Source organism: Aliiroseovarius sp. M344 (assembly GCF_025140835.1).
Lineage (GTDB): Bacteria > Pseudomonadota > Alphaproteobacteria > Rhodobacterales > Rhodobacteraceae > Aliiroseovarius.
Genome location: NZ_CP081153.1, coordinates 2,885,001 through 2,906,104, shown reverse-complemented (window position 1 = coordinate 2,906,104; position 21,104 = coordinate 2,885,001). Strand labels below are relative to the sequence as shown.

19 protein-coding genes and 1 tRNA gene (1 of these 20 only partly in view) are annotated in these 21,104 nt (G+C 55.6%); 14 read left to right on the top strand and 6 right to left on the bottom strand.

Annotated features, from left to right (window positions below; all coding sequences use genetic code 11):
- Window positions 1-199 precede the first annotated feature (199 nt).
- From K3556_RS14290 to K3556_RS14255, 8 genes are all read left to right on the top strand, one after another.
- On the top strand, window positions 200-2,365 hold the full coding sequence (locus K3556_RS14290) for an AMP-binding protein (protein WP_260517431.1): 2,166 nt from the start codon (window positions 200-202) through the stop codon (window positions 2,363-2,365).
- Complete coding sequence (locus tag K3556_RS14285; RefSeq protein WP_260517430.1) at window positions 2,362-3,192, top strand: ABC transporter ATP-binding protein; 831 nt, start codon at window positions 2,362-2,364, stop codon at window positions 3,190-3,192. The genes K3556_RS14290 and K3556_RS14285 overlap by 4 nt, the downstream gene beginning before the upstream one ends.
- 10 nt (window positions 3,193-3,202) lie before the next feature.
- Window positions 3,203-4,189, top strand: a complete 987-nt coding sequence (locus tag K3556_RS14280; protein ID WP_260517429.1) for a branched-chain amino acid ABC transporter permease — start codon at window positions 3,203-3,205, stop codon at window positions 4,187-4,189.
- Between the two features lie 3 nt (window positions 4,190-4,192).
- Entirely contained in the window at window positions 4,193-5,269 is a 1,077-nt protein-coding gene (locus K3556_RS14275; RefSeq protein ID WP_260517428.1) for a branched-chain amino acid ABC transporter permease, read from the top strand.
- Between the two features lie 109 nt (window positions 5,270-5,378).
- A complete protein-coding gene (locus K3556_RS14270; protein ID WP_260517427.1) occupies window positions 5,379-6,665 on the top strand; it encodes an ABC transporter substrate-binding protein in 1,287 nt (428 codons plus the stop codon).
- A gap of 77 nt (window positions 6,666-6,742) precedes the next feature.
- Window positions 6,743-7,591 carry an ABC transporter ATP-binding protein gene (locus tag K3556_RS14265; protein WP_260517426.1) on the top strand — a complete coding sequence of 283 codons (849 nt, stop codon included), beginning with the start codon at window positions 6,743-6,745 and terminating at the stop codon, window positions 7,589-7,591.
- A 68-nt stretch (window positions 7,592-7,659) separates the two neighbouring features.
- A complete protein-coding gene (locus tag K3556_RS14260; RefSeq protein WP_260517425.1) occupies window positions 7,660-8,859 on the top strand; it encodes a phenylacetate--CoA ligase family protein in 1,200 nt (399 codons plus the stop codon).
- A gap of 153 nt (window positions 8,860-9,012) precedes the next feature.
- Complete coding sequence (locus K3556_RS14255; RefSeq protein WP_260517424.1) at window positions 9,013-10,488, top strand: peptidoglycan-binding protein; 1,476 nt, start codon at window positions 9,013-9,015, stop codon at window positions 10,486-10,488.
- Between the two features lie 141 nt (window positions 10,489-10,629).
- Here the strand turns inward: K3556_RS14255 and ykgO are convergent, their stop codons facing one another.
- On the bottom strand, window positions 10,630-10,755 hold the full coding sequence (gene ykgO, locus K3556_RS14250; protein WP_005850168.1) for a type B 50S ribosomal protein L36: 126 nt from the start codon (window positions 10,753-10,755) through the stop codon (window positions 10,630-10,632).
- 81 nt (window positions 10,756-10,836) lie between these two features.
- Window positions 10,837-10,911 (bottom strand) — tRNA-Val (locus K3556_RS14245).
- 166 nt (window positions 10,912-11,077) lie between these two features.
- Between K3556_RS14245 and K3556_RS14240 the strand changes: the two genes are divergently transcribed.
- A complete protein-coding gene (locus K3556_RS14240) occupies window positions 11,078-11,938 on the top strand; it encodes an N-formylglutamate amidohydrolase (RefSeq protein WP_260517423.1) in 861 nt (286 codons plus the stop codon).
- 2 nt (window positions 11,939-11,940) lie between these two features.
- Here the strand turns inward: K3556_RS14240 and K3556_RS14235 are convergent, their stop codons facing one another.
- Complete coding sequence (locus K3556_RS14235) at window positions 11,941-13,194, bottom strand: DNA polymerase IV (protein ID WP_260517422.1); 1,254 nt, start codon at window positions 13,192-13,194, stop codon at window positions 11,941-11,943.
- A gap of 62 nt (window positions 13,195-13,256) precedes the next feature.
- Between K3556_RS14235 and K3556_RS14230 the strand changes: the two genes are divergently transcribed.
- The 3 genes from K3556_RS14230 to K3556_RS14220 are packed head-to-tail and all read left to right on the top strand — an operon-like array spanning window position 13,257 to window position 14,900.
- Window positions 13,257-13,700: an NUDIX hydrolase gene (locus K3556_RS14230; RefSeq protein WP_260517421.1), complete on the top strand. Its 444-nt coding sequence runs from the start codon at window positions 13,257-13,259 to the stop codon at window positions 13,698-13,700.
- Window positions 13,701-13,743: 43 nt separating this feature from the next.
- Window positions 13,744-14,631, top strand: coding sequence for an SPFH domain-containing protein (locus K3556_RS14225; protein ID WP_260517420.1), 888 nt, complete (start codon window positions 13,744-13,746; stop codon window positions 14,629-14,631).
- Window positions 14,631-14,900, top strand: a complete 270-nt coding sequence (locus K3556_RS14220; RefSeq protein ID WP_260517419.1) for an NfeD family protein — start codon at window positions 14,631-14,633, stop codon at window positions 14,898-14,900. Before K3556_RS14225 ends, K3556_RS14220 begins: the two co-directional genes overlap by 1 nt.
- Before the next feature lie 12 nt (window positions 14,901-14,912).
- Here K3556_RS14220 and K3556_RS14215 read toward each other — a convergent pair whose 3' ends face one another.
- Window positions 14,913-15,647, bottom strand: a complete 735-nt coding sequence (locus K3556_RS14215) for a hypothetical protein (RefSeq protein WP_260517418.1) — start codon at window positions 15,645-15,647, stop codon at window positions 14,913-14,915.
- Window positions 15,648-15,821: 174 nt separating this feature from the next.
- Window positions 15,822-16,535: an orotidine-5'-phosphate decarboxylase gene (pyrF, locus tag K3556_RS14210; protein ID WP_260517417.1), complete on the bottom strand. Its 714-nt coding sequence runs from the start codon at window positions 16,533-16,535 to the stop codon at window positions 15,822-15,824.
- Between the two features lie 233 nt (window positions 16,536-16,768).
- Here pyrF and clpB point away from each other — a divergent pair, with 233 nt between their 5' ends.
- Window positions 16,769-19,384: an ATP-dependent chaperone ClpB gene (clpB, locus tag K3556_RS14205; protein WP_260517416.1), complete on the top strand. Its 2,616-nt coding sequence runs from the start codon at window positions 16,769-16,771 to the stop codon at window positions 19,382-19,384.
- Between the two features lie 78 nt (window positions 19,385-19,462).
- Here clpB and K3556_RS14200 read toward each other — a convergent pair whose 3' ends face one another.
- Complete coding sequence (locus tag K3556_RS14200; RefSeq protein ID WP_260517415.1) at window positions 19,463-19,702, bottom strand: hypothetical protein; 240 nt, start codon at window positions 19,700-19,702, stop codon at window positions 19,463-19,465.
- Window positions 19,703-20,106: 404 nt separating this feature from the next.
- Here K3556_RS14200 and K3556_RS14195 point away from each other — a divergent pair, with 404 nt between their 5' ends.
- Window positions 20,107-21,104: the 5' portion of an FMN-binding glutamate synthase family protein gene (locus K3556_RS14195; protein WP_409557779.1), read on the top strand. 481 nt of this gene lie beyond the right edge of the window; the window shows 998 of its 1,479 coding nt (coding positions 1-998); it begins with the start codon at window positions 20,107-20,109; its stop codon lies beyond the right edge, outside the window.

Genomic DNA, 21,104 nt, shown 5'->3' with positions numbered 1-21,104 from the left:
ATCTTCGCTAGCACCTGAGCGGGCACATGAAAAGGGGGGTTGAAGGTGGCACAGTGCGCGCGGTCGCGCGTGTAACAATTCGTTAGGATTGGGAAAAAGTGCCGAAACCTTTGACGGCGAAGTTATTTTGGTCAGGGTTGTAGGGCAAGATTCGCTCTGCGATCGGGAACGTCGCCCGTACCGACGGTGGGAGGAAAATTTGTCACAGGAACTAGCCGCAGCAGGCGACTTTGCCTCCGTTCCAGCGCTTCTTGCGCGGAACGTGAAAGAGTACGGGGATCGCCCGGCCTATCGTGAAAAAGAATTCGGAATCTGGCAAAGCTGGACCTGGGCCGAGGCCGCTGAGGAAATTCAGAACCTCGCCCTTGGCCTTTTGGCACTTGGAATTGATCGTGGTGACCACGTCGCCATTATTGGGCGCAACCGTCCGGCCCATTACTGGGCGATGGTTGCCGCGCAGAAAGTTGGTGCTGTTCCAGTTCCGCTTTATCAAGATGCTGTGGTCGAAGAGATGGAATATGTGCTGGACCATTGCGGCGCACGTTTCGTGATCTGTGGTGACCAAGAGCAAGTCGATAAAGTGATCGAGGTGCAGGAAAAGGTTAAGCACATCGAACACGTGATCTATTATGACAAGCGGGGTTTGCGGAAATACGATCACAGCCACTTGCACTGGTATCATGACATTCAGGAAGAAGGCCGTGTGGCCCATTCGCGCTTGGAAGGCGAAATGGCCGCCCGCGAGGCCGAGCTGACATATGACAGCACCTGCGTGATGCTTTACACCTCGGGCACCACCGGGCGCCCGAAAGGCGTAGTTCTTTCGAACCGCAACATTGTTGAAAGTGCGAAGAACACTTCAAAATTCGACAATCTGGGTCTGAACGAAGACATTCTGGCGTACCTGCCAATGGCTTGGGTGGGTGACTTCATCTTCTCGCTTGGTCAGGCAATGTGGTGCGGGTTCTGCGTGAACTGCCCCGAAAGCGCGGAAACGATGATGACCGACCTGCGCGAAATCGGGCCGACCTACTATTTTGCTCCGCCACGCGTTTTCGAAACGCAGCTGACCAATGTTATGATCCGGATGGAAGACAGTGGCGACCTGAAATACGCTCTGTTCCATCACTTCATGGATTTTGCCAAGAAAGGTGCGGGTGAAAAATACGGCATGCCGCGCCGCAAGATCACAACACAGAAAAAGACGCTGGAACAGAAAATCCGCCATGGCTTCCGTTATACTATGGGGATTGGCTTTGCTGCCGAGACTATCGTTGAAAACGCGATCCGGTTGGGTTTTGCGAAACTTCGCCATGGCAAGGACGTGCGCAAGCATTTCAAGGCAAAAGACCCTCTGGGTCTGAAGCTGTATCGCGGCAAAACGCAGGAATACTTCAAGTATCGCTGCGGTGATGTGTTGGTTTATGGTCCACTGAAAGACACGCTGGGCTTTGGTCGTATCCGTGTTGGCTATACCGCCGGTGAAGCGATTGGCCCGGAAATTTTCGAGTTCTATCGCTCGATGGGGATTAACCTGAAGCAGCTGTATGGCCAGACGGAAGCCACTGTGTTCATCACGGTGCAGCCGGATGGCGAAGTGCGCAACGACACCGTTGGTGTGCCTGCGCCGGGTGTTGAGATCAAACTGGCCGATAACGGAGAGATTTTCTATCGCAGTCCCGGCACGTTTGTTGAGTATTACAACAACCCGGAAAGCACCGCCGACACGAAAGACGCGGAAGGCTGGGTTGCAACGGGTGATGCAGGCTTCTTTGACAAGGATAACGGCCACCTTCGGATTATCGACCGCGCCAAAGACGTGGGGAAAATGGCAGATGGCCGCCTGTTCGCACCGAAATATGTTGAGAACAAGCTGAAGTTCTATCCCGACATTCTCGAGGCGGTCGTGTTTGGCAATGACCGTGACATGTGTACGGCATTCATCAACATCGACTTGACCGCTGTTGGTAACTGGGCTGAACGCAACAACGTGGCCTATGCCTCCTACCAAGAGCTGGCCGGGCACCCGGATGTTTTGTCGACCATTCAAGAGCATGTTGAAACCGTGAACAAATCCGTTGCAGCAGATGAAATGCTGTCAGGGTGTCAAATCCACCGCTTCTTGATACTGCACAAGGAATTGGACGCGGATGACGGGGAAATGACCCGGACACGGAAAGTGCGTCGCAAGATTGTGGAAGAGAAATACGCACCTTTGATTGACGCGCTCTATAGCGGAAAGCCCAACCAATATATCGAAACCGAGGTCACCTATGAGGATGGTCGCAAAGGATCGATCAACGCCACCCTCGAAATCCGCGATGCGGCTGTGGTTGGCAACAAGCAGGGGATGGCGGCAGAATGACGACCACAACCGACATGAACGCTGACAGCTACGTGACTGCAGACGGCCGCACCATCGGTCCAGTGGTTATGGACCTGAAAAGCATCACCCTGCGCTTTGGCGGCGTGGTTGCGATCAAGGACATCAGTTTTGATATCCGCGAAGGTGAGATCCGCGCAATCATTGGCCCAAACGGGGCTGGCAAGTCTTCGATGCTGAACGTCATTTCCGGCTTTTATAAGCCGCAGGAAGGTGAAGTTTGGTTCCGAGGCGAAAAACGCCCGCCGATGCGACCCTATCAAGTGGCGCGTCAGGGTCTGGCGCGAACCTTTCAAAACATCGCACTGTTTGATGGGATGACGGTGCTGGACAACATCATGACCGGTCGCCTGAACCACATGAAGGCAAACATCCTTCAGCAGGCGATCTGGAAGGGCAAAGCCGAGCGGGAAGAGATTGCGAACCGCGAGATCTGCGAGAAAGTCATCGACTTCCTTGAAATTCAGCACATCCGCAAAACGCCTGTTGGTCGCTTGCCATACGGTCTGAAAAAGCGGGTTGAATTGGCGCGTGCTCTGGCCGCGCAACCGTCGCTTCTTCTGCTCGATGAGCCCATGGCTGGCATGAACGTCGAGGAGAAAGAGGACATGTCCCGCTTCATCCTTGATATGAACGACGAATTTGGCACCACAATCGCCCTGATCGAGCACGATATGGGGGTGGTCATGGACCTCTCCGACCGCGTGGTCGTGATGGATTACGGCAAAAAAATTGGGGATGGCACACCGGACGAGGTGCGCAACAACCAGGATGTGATCGACGCCTATCTTGGCGTGGCACACGATTAAGGGGGGACTTATGCCTGAACAACTTCTCTTTGCGATGGAAGTCACCCTGAACGGCCTGATGGCCGGGGTGCTTTATGCGCTTGTCGCGCTGGGCTTTGTCTTGATCTTCAAGGCGTCTGGCATTTTTAATTATGCCCAAGGTGTTATGGCGCTGTTTGCCGCCTTGACACTGGTCGGTATTCAACAGGGTCAGGTTCCGTTTAGTCATCTGATCAATGCGTTATTCGGGACCGACATTCACCACTTCCCGTGGCATGTACCGTCGATTATCGCGATCATACTTGCTGCTGGGGTGATGATCCTGTTCGCCTGGATTGTTGAGAAATACATCCTTCAACACTTGATCGGACAGCCCGATATCATCCTGTTTATGGCGACCATCGGTCTTGCCTATTTCATGGAAGGCTTCGGCGACATCATGTGGGGGTCAGACATCAAGAAGCTTGATGTGGGCTTGCCGCAGGGGATGAACACCACCATTGATGAAGTCACTTTTAACTGGTTTGGTTATGGTTTCTTCATCGACAATCTGGACATTGTCGCAGCAGTTGTTGCAGCAATTCTGGTGGCGGCACTGACAATCTTCTCGCAGTACTCCAAACAAGGCCGCGCTTTGCGAGCTGTGGCGGATGACCATTCGGCAGCTTTGTCTGTTGGCATTTCGCTGCGCTTCATCTGGGTTCTGGTCTGGTCGATCGCGGGCTTCGTGGCTTTGGTCGCGGGTATCATGTGGGGCGCCAAGTCTGGTGTTCAGTTCAGCCTGTCGCTGATTGCTCTGAAAGCTCTGCCAGTTCTGATGCTGGGTGGCTTCACCTCGATCCCGGGCGCCATCATTGGTGGTCTGATCATCGGTGTGGGCGAGCAGCTGTTCGAATTTGCCATCGGCCCCATGATTGGCGGCGCGACCCAGAACTGGTTCGCCTACGTGTTGGCACTCATCTTCCTCATCTTCAGACCTCAAGGTCTGTTTGGTGAAAAAATCATCGAGAGGGTCTGATCCATGTTTTACCGCGAAGCAGGTGACTTCAAAACGTCCTACCGCGACGACAACCAGACCTTCCCGATCAGATTGGATCGGATGGGTTACTATATCCTTATGTTCGTGGCCTTTTGTGTGGTCCCGTTCTTCATCAATGACTACTGGGTGAACGCGGTATTCGCACCGTTCCTGATCTATGCGATTGCGGCGTTGGGCCTGAATATCCTGACCGGGTACGCCGGGCAGGTGTCGCTGGGTACTGGGGGGTTCATGGCTGTAGGGGCCTATGCCTGCTACAAGCTGATGGTCGCCTTTCCTGAGGTTAGCATTGTTATTCACGTGCTTCTGGCCGGCGGTGTCACCGCGGTCGTAGGTGTTCTGTTCGGCCTTCCGTCACTGCGGATCAAAGGGTTTTATCTGGCAGTTGCGACGCTGGCTGCGCAGTTCTTTCTGGTGTGGCTGTTCAATAAAGTGCCGTGGTTTTACAACTATTCGGCTTCTGGGCAGATCAACGCACCAGAACGTTCGGTTTTTGGCATCATCGTGACGGGCCCGAATACCGAAGCTTGGGCGAAATACATGATCTGTCTCGTGTTCGTCGTGGCATTGGCATGGGTTGCCCGCAACCTGACGCGTGGCATGATGGGTCGTAAATGGATGGGTATCCGAGATATGGACATCGCCGCCGAGATTATTGGGGTAAACCCGCTGATGGCGAAAATGTCAGCCTTTGCGGTGTCGTCGTTCTTTGTTGGCGTGGCAGGGGCTCTGTTCTTCTCAGTCTACCTTGGTGCTGCGGAAGCTGGCGAAAGCTTCGGTATTGCCAAGTCGTTCCTGATCCTCTTCATGATCATCATTGGGGGCCTAGGGTCGATCTTCGGCAGCTTTGCAGGCGCAGCCTTCATGGTGTTGATGCCTGTGTTCCTGAAGAACGTGCTGGTGGGCGGCCTTGGATGGCCGACCGATCTGGCCGCGCATCTAGAGTTCATGATCGTGGGTGGCCTGATCGTCATCTTCCTGATTGTCGAACCGCACGGCTTGGCGCAACTGTGGCGCCTGACGAAAGAAAAACTGCGCTTGTGGCCCTTCCCGCACTAGGGCTCGCGCATACTATCTAACCCTCTGGATCAACGAGGAGCTGGTTCAGGGGGCAAAGCAACGTGACCCATAACGGGCACATAAATTTGCTAATCTAGGGAGGAAGCAAATGAAATTTTCGAAACTCGCAGCGGCCAGTGTTACGGCCCTTATGGTGGCGACCCCGGTTCTTGCGGACCTTGTGTTCCCGTCACTCAGCTATCGGACCGGCCCATACGCCGCAGGTGGTATACCTTACGCGGATGGTTTTGCGGACTATTTCACCCTGCTGAACGAACGTGACGGCGGTATCGGTGGCGTGATGACGTCCGCCCCGGAATGTGAAACAGCCTATAACACTGAAAAAGGCGTTGAGTGCTACGAGGCCACCAAAGGCCAAGGCGCGCTGGCCTATAACCCTCTGTCGACCGGCATTACCTATCAGCTGATCCCGAAAGTGACAGCTGACGACATCCCGCTTTACACACCGGGTTACGGCCGTACATCGGCTGCGAATGGCAAAGTGTTCAGCCACGTGTTCAACTTCCCCGCCAACTACTGGAACGCGGCCTCGCTGGCTGTGAACCACCTGCTTGAAGTCAATGGTGGGGATCTTTCCGGCAAGAAAATCGCGCTGATTTATCACAACTCTGCATACGGCAAAGAGCCTATCCGCACACTGGAAGGTCTGGCAGCAAAGCATGGCTTCGAGCTGGTAACCATCCCGGTTGACCACCCCGGTCAGGAGCAAAAAGCGCAATGGCTGCAGATCCGCCGCGAGCGTCCTGACAATGTTCTGATGTGGGGCTGGGGCGTGATGAACCAGGTTGCCATTCAGGAAGCCGCCAACATCCGCTTCCCGATGGAAAACTTCATCGGCGTCTGGTGGTCGGGTGGTGACCACGACGTTTCCCCCGCAGGTGACGCAGCCACTGGTTACAAGGCTGTGACGTTCCACGGTGTTGGTTCGGATTACCCGGTCTTTGGCGACATCCAGAAATTCGTTGTGGACGCTGGAAAAGCAGCAGGCAACGCCGACAACATCGGTAAGGCGCTTTACAACCGTGGCGTCTATGCTGCGATGTTGCTGGCCGAGTCCGCCAAGAAAGCACAGGAAATCCACGGCACGCCGGACATCACGTCTTCAATGATGCGTGACGGTATGGAAGCCCTGGAAGTCACCGAAGAGCGGATGGCTGAACTGGGCATGCCGGGCTTTGGTCCGTCCTTCGCCATCAGCTGTGATAACCACGGCGGCCCAGGTACGGGCGCGATCCAACAATGGGATGCAGCCGCTGGCACATGGTCGCTGATCTCGGACTTCGGTTCGTCGGATATGGAAGTTATCCAACCCCTAATCGACGAAGACTCGGCAGCTTATGCCGCCGAAAACAACATCGAACCACGCTGTAACTAATCCGCGTGCAAGACTTTTCGTCCGGGCCAATTGGCCCGGGCGATCCCCAGGAAACGAACTCGAACAGGACGACCGATATGCTGGACGCCGCACAGACCACAGACAAGGCCGCGAAGAAGGCAGGTGAAAACCTTCTGGAGGTCAACAATATCGAGGTGATTTATAATCACGTGATCCTTGTGTTGAAGGGCGTGAGCCTGAATGTGCCCAAAGGCGGGATCACTGCTATTTTGGGTGGCAATGGCGCAGGCAAAACGACCACGCTGAAAGCCATTTCGAACCTGCTTCAATCTGAACGCGGTGAGGTTACCAAGGGTTCGATCCTGCATAAAAATGAAAACGTGGCCGAGCTTAGCCCGTCCGCGCTGGTCAAACGTGGCGTCATTCAGGTGATGGAAGGCCGTCACTGTTTTGAACACCTGACCGTCGAAGAAAACCTGCTGACCGGTGCTTATACGCGCACCGATGGCAAGGCCGCGATCGCGGCGGACCTTGAGATGGTCTATGATTATTTCCCACGCTTGAAAGAGCGTCGTAAAAGTCAGGCTGGATATACTTCAGGCGGCGAGCAACAGATGGTTGCGATGGGCCGCGCGCTGATGTCTCGTCCCGAAATGATTTTGCTGGATGAACCTTCAATGGGTCTGGCGCCCCAGTTGGTGGAGCAGATCTTTGAGATCGTGAAGAAGGTCAACGAGCAGGAGGGTGTGACCTTCCTGTTGGCCGAACAAAACACCAACGTTGCGCTGCGTTATGCGCACTATGGTTACATTCTGGAAAACGGCCGCGTTGTGATGGATGGCCCTGCCGCCGAACTTCGTGAAAACCCGGACGTGAAAGAATTCTATCTTGGTATGTCGGACGAGGGGCGCAAAAGCTTCCGCGATGTGCGGTCTTACCGCCGCCGCAAGCGTTGGCTGGCCTAACGCCAAGCTGCACACCGAGTTTTATCAATTAGGGCCGGCGGTTACCCGGCGATGACAAGAGGTCGCTCATGTCCATGTATTTTGACGCGCTGGAAACCCGCTCTGACGATGAACGCACAAGCGCTTTGCTCAAAGATCTGAATGCGCAAATCGCCCGTGCTCGATCCGCAAAGAGCGCCTGTAAGTTGGACGGCCCCGATATCTCGTCGCTTTCAGATCTGGCAGCCTATCCGGTTCTGCGGAAATCGGATCTTAGCAAATGGCAAAAAGAAAACCCGCCCTTTGGGGGTTTTGCAGTTAAAAAGCCTGCCCATATCTTCCAGTCGCCCGGCCCAATCTATGAACCCGGCGGGATCAGCCATGACTGGTGGCGGATGGGGCGTTTCCTGCATGCGTGCGGAATTGGCAAAGACGATATCGTGCAGAATTGCTTCGGCTACCATCTGACGCCAGCGGGCATGATCTTCGAAAACGGTGCTCAGGCCGTTGGCGCGTCGGTCGTGCCAGCCGGTGTTGGGCAAACAGAGCTTCAGGTCCGCGCTGCCGCAGACATTGGTACCACGGCGTATGCGGGCACACCCGATTACCTTAAGATTATTCTGGATCGAGCTGATGCTGATGGCATCACGCTTAGAATCTCCAAGGCCGCGGTTGGCGGCGGCGCGCTGTTCCCTAGCCTGCGTCAGGAATACGCCGACCGTGGCATCATGTGCCTGCAAAGTTATGCCACTGCCGATCTGGGCAATATAGCTTATGAAAGCAGCGCGATGGACGGCATGATCGTTGACGAAGGTGTGATCGTCGAGATTGTGCGTCCCGGCACCGGTGACCCGGTCGGCGAAGGTGAAGTGGGCGAAGTCGTCGTCACAACGCTGAATCCCGATTATCCTCTGATCAGATTTGCCACCGGCGATTTGTCGGCGGTTTTGCCGGGGACCAGCCCCTGTGGTCGTACAAACATGCGCATCGAAGGTTGGATGGGTCGTGCTGATCAGACAGCCAAAATAAAAGGGATGTTCGTGCGTCCAGAGCAAGTTGCGGACTTTGTTGCCAAACATTCAGAGGTGGCCAAGGCCCGCGTCATTGCCACACGCGAAGGCGAAATGGATGCGATGACTGTGCAAGTCGAAGCAGAAAGCGGCAACGCAGATATTTATGCCAAATCGGTTGCGGAAACCCTGAAATTGAAGGGTAAGATCGAAGTCGTCGCCCCAGGCAGTTTGCCCAATGACGGGATCGTCATTGACGACAGACGCGTCTACGACTGACCCGAAGCACGGACCGTTTCAAACATCTATCGCACTCGCAATAGCCCGCCGGTGACGTTTCCGGCGGGTTTTTCCCGTTGAATGCTGCTCATTTTCTCGCACAATGGTCGAGATATTGCGCTTTGGCGTACAATTCCACGGTGGAGGTGAGTAATGACTATTCGGGTTCAAACGGCTGTGGCTGCTGCGGCGCTTTGTTGCTTTGCGGGGTTTGCAACGGCGAAAGACGCCGCTTTGCTGCTGACGCAAAGTGATTATCGGTATCTTGACGATGTTCAGGGTGTTGAAGATGCTGCCCTGCTTGAACGCCGCCTGGTCAAAGAAGGGTTCACCTTTTTCGATAGCCAGTCTGAGCGCGCAGAAAGTGCTTGGGAAGCGGTGTCGGAGTTTCGCGTAGAGGCGGACGAGGCAGAGCGGTTGTTGATCTTCATCTCTGGTCGGTTTGCCAACAACGGTGAAGAAACATGGTTGATCACCCGCTACGCAGAAGACTTGACTGACCTATCGATCGGCGGAGCTGGAGTGCCGCTGAGCGCGATACTGAACAGCGCGGCCGACCACCCGGAGCGCGCTTTGATCCTGTTAGCCCCGCAAGGAAATGACACCCCCTTAGGGGCTGGACTGACGGCGGGCATCGGAGAATTTGACACCCCAGACGGTGTTGGTGTTCTGGTTGGTCCAGCGCCTGGGCTTGCCCGGTTCATTGACAAGACAGCTTTAACACCTGGCGCGAAAATGAGCAGCGTTCTGCGAGACAGACATCCTCGTATCGAAGCCTTTGGGGATTTCTCTGACAATACACCTTTCACAGAAGGGGTGGCGTCAGAGGCTGAGCGTATCGAGCAGGCGTTGGGTCTGAAACGCGGCGAACGCCGGGATATACAACGTGATCTGACCATCTTGGAATACAGCCCCGGTGGCATCGATGGCATATTCGGACGCGGTACGCGTGCTGCGATCGCCGACTGGCAAGAAGATCAGGGCCTGAGAGGAACGGGCTTCTTGAACAAGCGCTTGATCGCGGCTTTGCAACGGCAGGCTTCCAATCGCGCGGCAGAGTTGGAAGAGCGTGCCCGCAAACGGGCAGAAGAGCTTGCCCGGCTTGACCATGAATACTGGAATCAGACCGGGAAAGACGGCAGCATCAAGGGATTGGCGGCCTATTTGAAACGCTATCCAGATGGCTTGCACGCTGATGAGGCGGATGCCGCTCTTGCCAAATGGCAACGCGGTGGTGACACCAGACTAAGCAAGGCTGAGCGGGCCGATTGGAACAGAGCAAATTCCCTGGGCTCAGTCGAGTCATATCAGGCCTACCTGCGAAAATATCCTAACGGTCGCTTTGTCGATGTTGCTGCAAACAAGATCGAAGAGCTTAAGCAGCAACAGAAACGTGAGGCTGAGTGGAAAGCGCTTATGGCAGCTGAGAAAGCACTGTTGAAGAACGGTCCACTCAGGTTGATCGTCGAACAGCGCTTAAGTAAGCAAGGGCTCAACACAGGAAAAGTTGACGGAAAATTTGATGCCCAAACCCGAAAAGCGATACGGCAGTATCAGAAGGGTCGCGGTTTCAAGCCGACAGGCATTGTGGATCAACCTACATTGGCACGGCTATTGGTGAACTTTTAACAACGGTTCTTCAACGAAGGTCAGGTGACCGCAATTTTCAATCGGCGGTACCAAGGCGGTTGGCATGAAAAGTGCCCGCCGCCTAACCCAAACAAAAAAGCCGCCCTCTGGGCGGCTCTTTCGATAACGCTGCTGAAGTGTTCAGCCCTGACGGGCTTTGAACCGGCGTTGCGTTTTGTTAATCACGTAAACGCGGCCTTTACGGCGCACCACGCGGCAATCGCGGTGGCGGTTTTTCAGCGAGCGGAGCGAGTTGCGAACTTTCATGGTCCTTCTCCTTCAACGCGGCGCTGCGGTTGCGCCTAAGCTACATTTTGCCGTCTGACCTTTTGGCCATAGGGCGGTTCATGGTGGGCGATACTGGGATCGAACCAGTGACCCCTTCGATGTCAACGAAGTGCTCTACCGCTGAGCTAATCGCCCTGAAAATCTCTTGAACCCGTCATATTGACCTGCCCAAAAAACGCGACGCGGGAAAACCCGCGCCGGTTCGCGGTTCTATAAAAGGAGTCGTGGCCGCGCGCAAGGCCTTTTGACGAGAGAAATTTTGCCTTTATATACATTGTAGCAAAGGCACAAAGGACCTTCGATGTCGACACCTTCATATACGCTGACGATGCCGACGTCACATACGACAAGTGTCGTCTTTGCCTCGCCGCATAGCGGGCGGGATTATCCGTCAACGTTCCTCAACGACAGTGTGCTTGACGAACAATCTGTGCGGTCGTCAGAAGATGCCTTTGTGGACCAGCTATTTACCGTTGCCCCCGACCATGGAGCACCACTTTTGGTATCGAACACGCCGCGCGCTTTTGTTGATCTGAACCGGGGGCCAGAGGAACTGGACCCTGCACTGATCAAGGGATTGAGGCGGGTGGATCATAACCCTCGTGTGTCCTCGGGGCTGGGCGTCATTCCACGCGTGGTGGCCGGTGGTCGTGCGATCTATCGTGGCAAGCTGTCTTTGCGTGATGCTCAAGCTCGCCTGACAGAGCACTGGCACCCTTATCACACGATGCTTCAATCAATGTTGGATCGTAGCCGCGCGGTCTTTGGCGAGGCGATATTGATCGACTGCCACTCGATGCCGCATGAGGCGGTGAAGAGCCTATGCAAGGGGACAATGCGCTGCCCCGAAATCGTGCTGGGCGACCGCTTCGGCGCGTCGGCATCCCCCGAAATTGTCGATCGTATCGAAGCAGCTTTCATCCTTGCGGGGTTTCAGACTGCGCGCAACACACCTTTTGCGGGTGCTTACATGACGCAACACTATGGCCGACCATCGCGCAGGCAGCATGTGGTTCAGATTGAAATTGACCGGGCTCTTTATCTGGACGAGCAGATGGTGCAGCCCAATGGGGATTTCGAACAGGTCCAAGCGCGGTTGGCTTCTGTCATTGCTGAGATTGCAGAGATAGGTCGATCCGAGCAAGCACTGGCGGCAGAGTGACGCTAGCGAATTGAGCGGCCCTTGAGGATGATGTTGTCACCGAAACGGGCACGGATCGTGTCCGTTGCACGCTCTGCGGCGCGTCGTTGTGCGGCTTGCGGGTCCAGAAGGTCGTCGCTTAAATCGGCAGCCTCCGCAGAGCCAAGGTGGCTTAATCCCACACCGATCAATCGAAATGGCCCCTTGTCAGCAACTGTGTCAAATAACGCGCGGACCGTGTGATAAATGCGATCCGCTGATTGTGTTACGTCGCCCAAGTTGCTTTGTCGGCTGAGTGCGCGGAAGTCGGCACGTTTCAGCTTCAGCGTCACCACTTGGCCAGCCAGATCGCGGGCCTTGGCGCGGTCAGATACTTTTTCAGACAAGCGCCAAATGTGACCATCCAGCAGATCGATTTCGGATGTATCCTCGAAGAAAGTGGTTTCGTTCGAGATTGATTTGATTGGTGCGTGGGCAGACACCCGCCGCTTGTCTTCCCCCCGCGCCAAGTGCCACAGCCGTTCGCCCATACCGCCGAAGCGGGCGATAAGGTCTGGTTTTTCCCAACGCAACAGGTCTGCAAAGGTGCGAATGCCCGCCTTTTCCAACGCCGCCCGTGTGACGCCGCCCACACCCCAGATCAAGCCTACGGGTTTGTCGTTAAGGAAGTTGGCGGTTTCCGCCTTGCCGATCACGGAGAACCCGCGCGGTTTGTCCAGATCAGAGGCCACTTTGGCCAGAAACTTGTTGTGACTTAACCCAATAGAGCCCGTCAGCCCCAACTCGTCTCGCATGCGCTTGACCAATCCCGCCAGCATCACGGCGGGTGGCGCGCCGTGCAACTTTTCGGTGCCGGTCATGTCCAGAAATGCTTCGTCCAGTGACAACGGCTCGATCGACGGGGACAGGTCATCCATCATGGCGCGTATTTGTTTGGACACGGCGGCATAGTGACTGCCGCGCGGCGGGATCACCACCGCATCGGGGCACAACTTCAGTGCCTGAAACATCGGCATGGCGGATTTTACTCCCCGGATACGTGCAACATAGCATGCGGTCGAAACGACGCCTCGCTTGCCGCCGCCGATGATAACCGGCTTGTCCGCCAATTCGGGATTGTCGCGCTTTTCCACAGACGCATAGAACGCATCGCAATCCATATGGGCGATGGTCAGCTTGAACAGTTCGGGATGCGACGTGACCCGTGGGCTGCGGCAGGCGGGGCAGCGGCGGCCTTCGTCAAATTGGGTCAGGCATTCTCGGCATAAGGCAGGCATAGCGCATTTTATCCCATGCAATGACGCGTCACAAACACTAGGCTGCGCATCAGGAGGACAGTATGAGCGATTTCAGCGGTGCGAAACTGGTTTTGTTGATCGGCGGTCAAGTGGTGACGTTGCTCAGAGATAATTTTCCGGGCATTCCATTTCCGAATATGTGGGACTTCCCGGGCGGTGGCCGTGAAAACGGGGAAACGCCACAAGCCTGTGTATTGCGCGAGACCCATGAGGAGCTCTCGCTGAAGCTTCATGTCGATGATCTGCTTTGGAAACGAGAACTGGACAGTCCGACAGTGCCGGGTACCACGTCGTGGTGGTTTGCTGCGACGCTGCCGATCCACAGAGTTAATGACATTACATTGGGTAACGAGGGGCAGCGTTGGGTGTTGATGGATCCAGAAGCGTGGTTGTCAGACCCGCAAGCGATCCCGCATTTCAAGCCCCGTTTGCAAGCAGCCCTTGCAGGTCTTGCGCAACATGGTGTTGAACAAGCGGGAAAATGATACCATCTTCTAAAAATGTCCAGGTCAGCGAAAGGTGCCTTCCATGAATGAGATCCCAACCGAGCTTCTTGGCGGAAACAGCGTGCTGCTTTTGCTTGCGGCATTCCTGATCGTTGTCGTCTTTCTTGGCGTCAAGATCGTGCCGCAAAGTCAGAAATTCGTCGTCGAGCGCTTTGGCCGCTTGCAAGCGGTGTTGGGGCCAGGGATCAACTTTATCGTGCCTTTTCTGGACCGCGTGCGCCACAAAGTGTCAATCTTGGAACGCCAGTTGCCCACAGCCAGCCAAGACGCAATTACCTCCGACAACGTGTTGGTGCAGGTCGACACAAGCGTGTTTTATCGAATTCTAGAGCCTGAAAAGACAGTCTACCGGATCCGCGACGTGGATGCCGCGATTTCGACGACTGTCGCCGGTATCGTCCGCTCTGGGATTGGTGAGATGGAATTGGATGAAGTTCAATCGAACCGCCAACAGCTGATCTCGAAAATCAAACAACAGGTCGCTGATGCTGTTGATGATTGGGGGATCGAGGTAACGCGTGCAGAAATCCTTGATGTGAACCTGGATAATGCCACCCGCGAGGCGATGTTGCAGCAGTTGAATGCCGAACGCGCCCGCCGTGCTCAAGTGACAGAAGCCGAAGGCACGCGGCGCGCGGTCGAACTGGCCGCAGATGCCGAACTTTATGCAGCAGAGCAAACCGCCAAGGCGCGCCGCATTGCTGCAGATGCAGAAGCTTATGCGACCCAAGTGGTGGCCAAGGCGATCGCCGAAAATGGTCTTGAAGCCGCCCAGTATCAGGTGGCTCTGAAACAAGTTGAGGCTCTGGCTGCCGTGGGCAAAGGCGACGGCAAGCAAACCATCATCCTGCCCGCACATGCGCTGGACGCGTTTGGCGACGCCTTCAAGCTGTTGAAAGGGAAACCCTGATGTTGTGGTCAACGTGGTGGGTTTGGGTCGCAGGGGCCATCGCCCTTGGCATATTCGAGATGCTAGCGCCCGGCTTCATCTTCCTTGGCTTCGCGGTGGGTGCAGCCGTCGTGGGGTTACTTTTGTTTCTGGGCATTGCACTAAGCCTGCCATGGGTACTGGTTCTGTTTGCCGCCATTTCTCTCGTGACATGGTTGATCCTGCGTCAGGTGATCGGCGTGCGCAAAGGGCAGTCCAAGCGCATAGATGTGGATATCAACGAACATTGATCCTTCGGTCGTTTAGGGCTGCGTCGTTCTGAATTCGAACAGGAACGGGATTTGATCCGCCATGGTGCCGCCCTTAAGCAGCCAGCTTAACCCAAGCGCCCAAAGGGCAACGCTTTCCGCCCAGAATGTGAAATACCATGTGGCATCCCAGACCTTTCCGTGTTCAGGCAGGAAAATCTTGACCGCCCCGATCAGAAGCACCATCGCGATGATTGTCCAACCAAAGATCCGGTAGCACTGATTTCGGCGTTGTTTATGCAAGCCCAGTTCAGCAATTGAACAGCGGGTGAACAGCCTGATGGATGTGATCGCCATGAAAATTAGGAACACCCCGGCAGCGAAGAAATGGATGTTTTGCTGAATTTGATCCATCGCAGGCGGTATCAACTGATCAAACAGGGCCAAGGGCTGATAACAGTCTTCTTGAAAGCAGAGTGTGGGAATGAAGGCGGTGGTGAACACAGCGACACCCGCGATGCTGGAAACCATGCGATCCGTCAGCACTTCGTTTTGCCTGCGCGAGTACCCCTCATATGCGACCAGAAACAATCCTACACCTGCTGATGCCGAGACGAACACTTCGCGCAGTTCGGTAAAAAAGAATGCCGAGATCGAGCGCTGCATCGGAACGTCAAAAAGGTATACATTGGCAAGAAGCACAAACGGCAGCGTCAGGCCGATCGCGCCGATCGCACGTCGAAGACGCAACACGGTGGACATGTCGGGGTGAGTGTTTGTTTCGGGCATTAGGGACCTCGGCAGTGATCTGACCAGCGTCGACGCGACGTGTGTTTTCAACAAAACACACTGGCCCACATGTTCGAAGTATTGTTTGCGCCGCGCAAGTCGGCACCGGCTTTCATTGGCTCACGTTGTTAAGAGCGTGTCGTGAACACGAAGCGCAAGGAAAGCTAATTGGTCTTAGTTGGCCTGACGCGCCTGTGGCGAGTTCAGCTCTGCGACAATCGCCTCGGCCGCTGCTTTTGGGTCTTGGGCGTTGCGGATTGGTCGACCGACCACAATATGATCCACGCCATCGGCAATTGCTTTTGCCGGGGTGGCGATCCGCTTCTGATCGCCAAGATCAGCGCCAGCAGGGCGAACGCCAGGGGTGACGATCAGCTTGCCTTCAGCCTCGGGCAGGGCGCGGATCAGCTTGGCTTCCTGAGGCGAGGCGATGACACCATCCGCACCTGCATCCAATGCGCGTGCTGCACGTTCCAACACCAAATCCTGTATATTGCCGGGCTTGATCAAGCTTGCATCCAAATCGTCACGATCCAGAGAGGTCAGGATGGTCACCGCAAGGATTTTCATGTCGCTGCCGCCCTTACCTTCCTGTGCTGCGCGCACGACATGTGGGTCGCCATGAACTGTCAGGAAATCCAGATCGAATTGCGACAGGCCGCGCACAGCAGCCTCGATGGTATTGCCGATGTCAAACAGCTTCATGTCGAGGAAGATTTTCTTGCCAAGCTCACTTTTCAGTTCGTTGGCCAGCGCCAGCCCGCCGCCTGTCAGCATCCCCAGCCCGATTTTGTAGAAGCTGACCGCATCACCCAGCCTCTCGGCGAGGTGCAGACCTTCCAGTGCATTTGGGACATCAAGGGCAAAGATCAGGCGGTCATCAGACATGTGGGGCTCCTTTTTTGCGCGATTGGCTCGTCCTAACCGCAGACCGATACAAACGCAATTGATCACCGTTTCAAACCTGGCGTTGCGCGGCCAAAACAACCTGATTTCGGGTCGATGTGTCATCCTGCCGTCTTGCATTTTTTCGACAGGCTCCCATCTTTATTGCGAGGCCCGAATGGGATGTGCCGCAAGTGTGGGCAACCCAAAAATGGGCGCTTTTAAAGGAGAGTGACATGGACTTGAACAAGTTCACTGAACGGTCGCGTGGCTTTATTCAGGCTGCTCAGACCATCGCGATGCGCGAAAATCACCAGCGTCTGGTGCCAGAGCACATCTTGAAAGCCCTCATGGATGATGAGGAAGGGATGAGCGCTAACCTGATCCGCAAGGCAGGTGGGTCGCCTGATCGTGTGCGCGAAGCCGTCGATACAGCGATCAGCAAGCTGTCGAAAGTGACGGGCGACGCCGCCCAAGTTTATATGGACAACGCGACGGCAAGTGTTCTGGACGAAGCCCAGAAACTGGCCAAAAAGGCTGGTGACAGTTTTGTGCCCGTTGAGCGGCTTTTGACTGCTTTGGCCGTCATCAAATCCAAGGCGCGGGACGCGTTGGATGCGGGGGCTGTGGATGCTAAGAAACTGAACGCGGCGATCAATGATGTGCGTCAGGGGCGCACGGCAGACAGTGCCAGCGCGGAAGACAGCTATGAAGCCCTGTCCAAATATGCGCGCGATCTGACTGAAGCTGCCTCAGAGGGCAAGATTGACCCGATCATCGGTCGAGACGAAGAAATTCGCCGCACGATGCAGGTTCTCAGCCGCCGCACCAAGAACAACCCGGTTTTGATCGGTGAACCCGGCGTGGGTAAGACCGCGATTGCAGAAGGTCTTGCCCTGCGCATCATCAATGGTGATGTGCCGGAAAGCCTGCGCAACAAGAAGCTGTTGGCTTTGGATATGGGGGCCTTGATCGCGGGTGCGAAATACCGTGGTGAGTTCGAGGAACGGTTGAAAGCCGTGCTGAATGAAGTCACAGGTGCAGCAGGCGAAATCATTCTGTTCATCGACGAAATGCACACGCTTGTTGGTGCAGGTAAAGCCGATGGCGCGATGGACGCGGCCAATCTGATCAAGCCCGCTTTGGCGCGCGGTGAATTGCACTGTGTGGGAGCCACCACGCTTGATGAATACCGAAAGTATGTCGAGAAAGATGCGGCTTTGGCCCGCCGGTTCCAGCCAGTGATGGTCGAAGAACCGACGGTCGAAGACACCATCTCGATCCTGCGGGGTATCAAGGAAAAGTACGAGCTACACCATGGTGTGCGTATTTCCGACAGTGCCTTGGTGTCGGCGGCGACGCTGAGCCACCGCTATATCACCGACCGGTTCCTGCCAGATAAAGCGATTGACCTTGTCGATGAAGCCGCCAGCCGCTTGCGGATGGAAGTAGATTCAAAACCCGAAGAGCTTGACGCTCTGGACCGTCAGATCCTGCAAATGCAGATCGAGGCCGAGGCCCTGCGCCTTGAGGATGACAAGGCGTCGAAAGATCGCCTTGAAAAACTTGAGGCCGAGTTGTCCGATCTTCAGGAGAAGTCGGGTTCCATGACTGCCAAGTGGCAGGCTGAACGTGATCAACTGGAAGGGGCGCGTGGCCTCAAGGAACAGTTGGACCGTGCGCGCGCAGAACTTGATGTCGCCAAGCGTGAGGGCAATCTTGCGAAAGCAGGCGAGCTGTCATACGGCGTCATCCCCGAGCTTCAGAAAAAGCTTGAGGATGCAGAAGGCACTGAAGCCGAAATGATGGTTGAAGAGGCCGTGCGCCCGGAACAGATCGCCAGTGTTGTCGAGCGCTGGACAGGTATTCCGACCTCGAAAATTCTGGAAGGTGAGCGTGACAAGCTTCTGCGCATGGAAGACGAATTGCATAAGCGTGTGATTGGTCAATCGTCCGCTGTGACCGCGGTCGCCAACGCCGTGCGCCGTGCGCGCGCTGGGCTGAACGACGAGAACCGCCCGCTTGGGTCGTTCCTGTTCCTTGGCCCAACGGGTGTAGGTAAAACCGAGCTGACCAAGGCCGTAGCCGAATACCTTTTTGACGATGACAACGCGATGGTTCGCGTGGATATGTCCGAATTTATGGAGAAGCACGCGGTCGCCCGTCTGATCGGGGCGCCTCCGGGCTATGTCGGATATGATGAAGGCGGGGTGTTGACCGAAGCCGTGCGGCGGCGGCCCTATCAGGTCGTGCTGTTTGATGAGGTCGAGAAGGCGCATCCGGACGTATTCAACGTGCTGTTGCAAGTGCTGGACGATGGGGTTCTGACCGATGGGCAGGGCCGCAAGGTCGACTTCAAGCAGACGCTGATCATTCTGACGTCTAACCTTGGTGCGCAGGCGCTGAGCCAATTGCCGGACGGCGCAGATGCGTCCGAAGCAAAGCGCGACGTGATGGACGCGGTGCGGGCTCATTTCCGCCCCGAATTCCTGAACCGTCTGGACGAAACGATCATCTTTGATCGCCTGAGCCGTGGGGACATGAGCGGTATCGTTGATATCCAGCTGGAACGTCTAGCCAAGCGCCTTGCACGGCGCAATATCGGCCTTGAGCTTGATGATGGTGCTCGTAAGTGGTTGGCCGACGAAGGTTATGACCCGGTGTTCGGGGCTCGTCCCTTGAAGCGTGTGGTCCAGCGCGCCCTGCAAGATCAGTTGGCAGAAATGCTGCTGGCTGGCGACGTGATGGAGGGCGACACGATCACGGTCAGTGCCGGCGCTGAGGGGCTGATCATTGGGGATAGGGTTTCTAGCTCTAACCAGCACCCACCTCAGGACGCAGTGGTTCACTAACCCCAACACGCGTTGAAAAAAACAGCCCCGCCGGTGTGAACCGACGGGGCTTTTTGCCGTGAGTGGGGAGGGGAGTCCTCACATCTCGGTTGGGATCGATCCAGCTTCTTGTGCCGCAGCGATCTCGTCCGCGTCCAGTGTGCCGCTTGCATCTGCGTCAGCGGCTGAGAATGCTTCAGCAGTCACATCGGGGTACACTGCGACCAGCTCTTCCATCGTGACTTGTCCGTCCTCGTTCGCATCCAAAACGGCATCTTGAGCCATCAGTGCAGTCGAGCCGGCAATCAGAAGGGCAGCAGCAAGAGATGTGGTTTTCATAAGAAATACTCCAAAGATTTGTTATTCGCATCCAACGCTGGATGCAGAGCCATATGGACCACGAAACCGGGATGGAGGCTCGCAGATTGTGAAAAACCACTCTGTTTAGGCGCTAATCTGCAGAAAAACATCAACCGACAGGCGAACTTCCGCAGAGCTCGGAATTGGTGCAGAAAAACGGCAAAACGGCACCTATCTCGCCGGGCGTTTTGAGCGATTCCCAGCCGAGATAATGCCATTTTTTGGACCTGCGCGAATTGGCGCTGATCGCCAATCAAATCACGTGACTGATTCCAATTCCGATTTTCGGAGAATCGTTTGTGCAAGCCGATGGTCTTGCCCTTTCCGTCCCTGATCATGTCGTTACACTCGTCTCGAATCAAAAGGGGATTTCCATGCAATCCATGTTTTGGGCGGTCGAGATATTGGCGCAGGTGCTGATCTTTATGGTCGGCGCGGCTTTGGCAGTGGTCGTCGTGCTGTTTTTTATCGATCGATTTCAAACCCACGATGCGATCCGGCGCAATTACCCGGTGATCGGGCGCTTCCGGACGTTGTTCACCAATTTGGGCGAGTTTTTCCGACAGTACTTCTTTGCGATGGATCGCGAGGAATTGCCGTTCAATCGCGCCCAGCGGGATTGGGTGGAACGGGCGGCCTCGGGTCATGGAAACACGGTCGCGTTCGGGTCGACCCGAAATTTGGGGATCACCGGAACGCCGATATTTGTGAATGCAGCTTTTCCGCCGGTCAGCGATCAATACGCCCAGTCCGTGCCGCTGGTCATTGGACCGACCGCACGACAGCCGTTTGAAGCGAAGTCGATCTTCAACCTGTCCGGAATGAGCTTTGGTGCATTGTCACGTCCCGCGGTCGAGGCGCTGTCGTTGGGTGCAGCCAAGGCAGGCATTTGGATGAACACTGGCGAGGGTGGTTTGTCAAAGTACCATCTGCGCGGTGGCGGCGACATCGTGTTCCAGATCGGCACCGCGAAATATGGGGTGCGTAACACCGAAGGTGACTTGTCTGACGAAAAGCTGCGCGAAATAGCGGCGCATCCCGAAGTAAAGATGTTTGAGTTGAAGTTGGCGCAGGGGGCCAAACCGGGGAAAGGGGGCATTCTGCCAGCCGCCAAAGTCTCGGCCGAGATTGCAGCGATCCGAGGCATTACAGAAGGTGTAGCGTCGATCTCGCCCAACCGGCATTTGGAAATCGACGATTGGGATGATCTGTTGGATGTGATCGAGCACATTCGCGAGGTGACGGGCAAGCCAGTAGGGTTCAAGACCGTCATCGGGTCCATTGACCCGTTTGACGAACTGTTTCAACGGATCGTGGCGCGCGGCAGCGATGACGCGCCCGATTTCATCACTGTTGATGGCGGCGAGGGGGGCACCGGGGC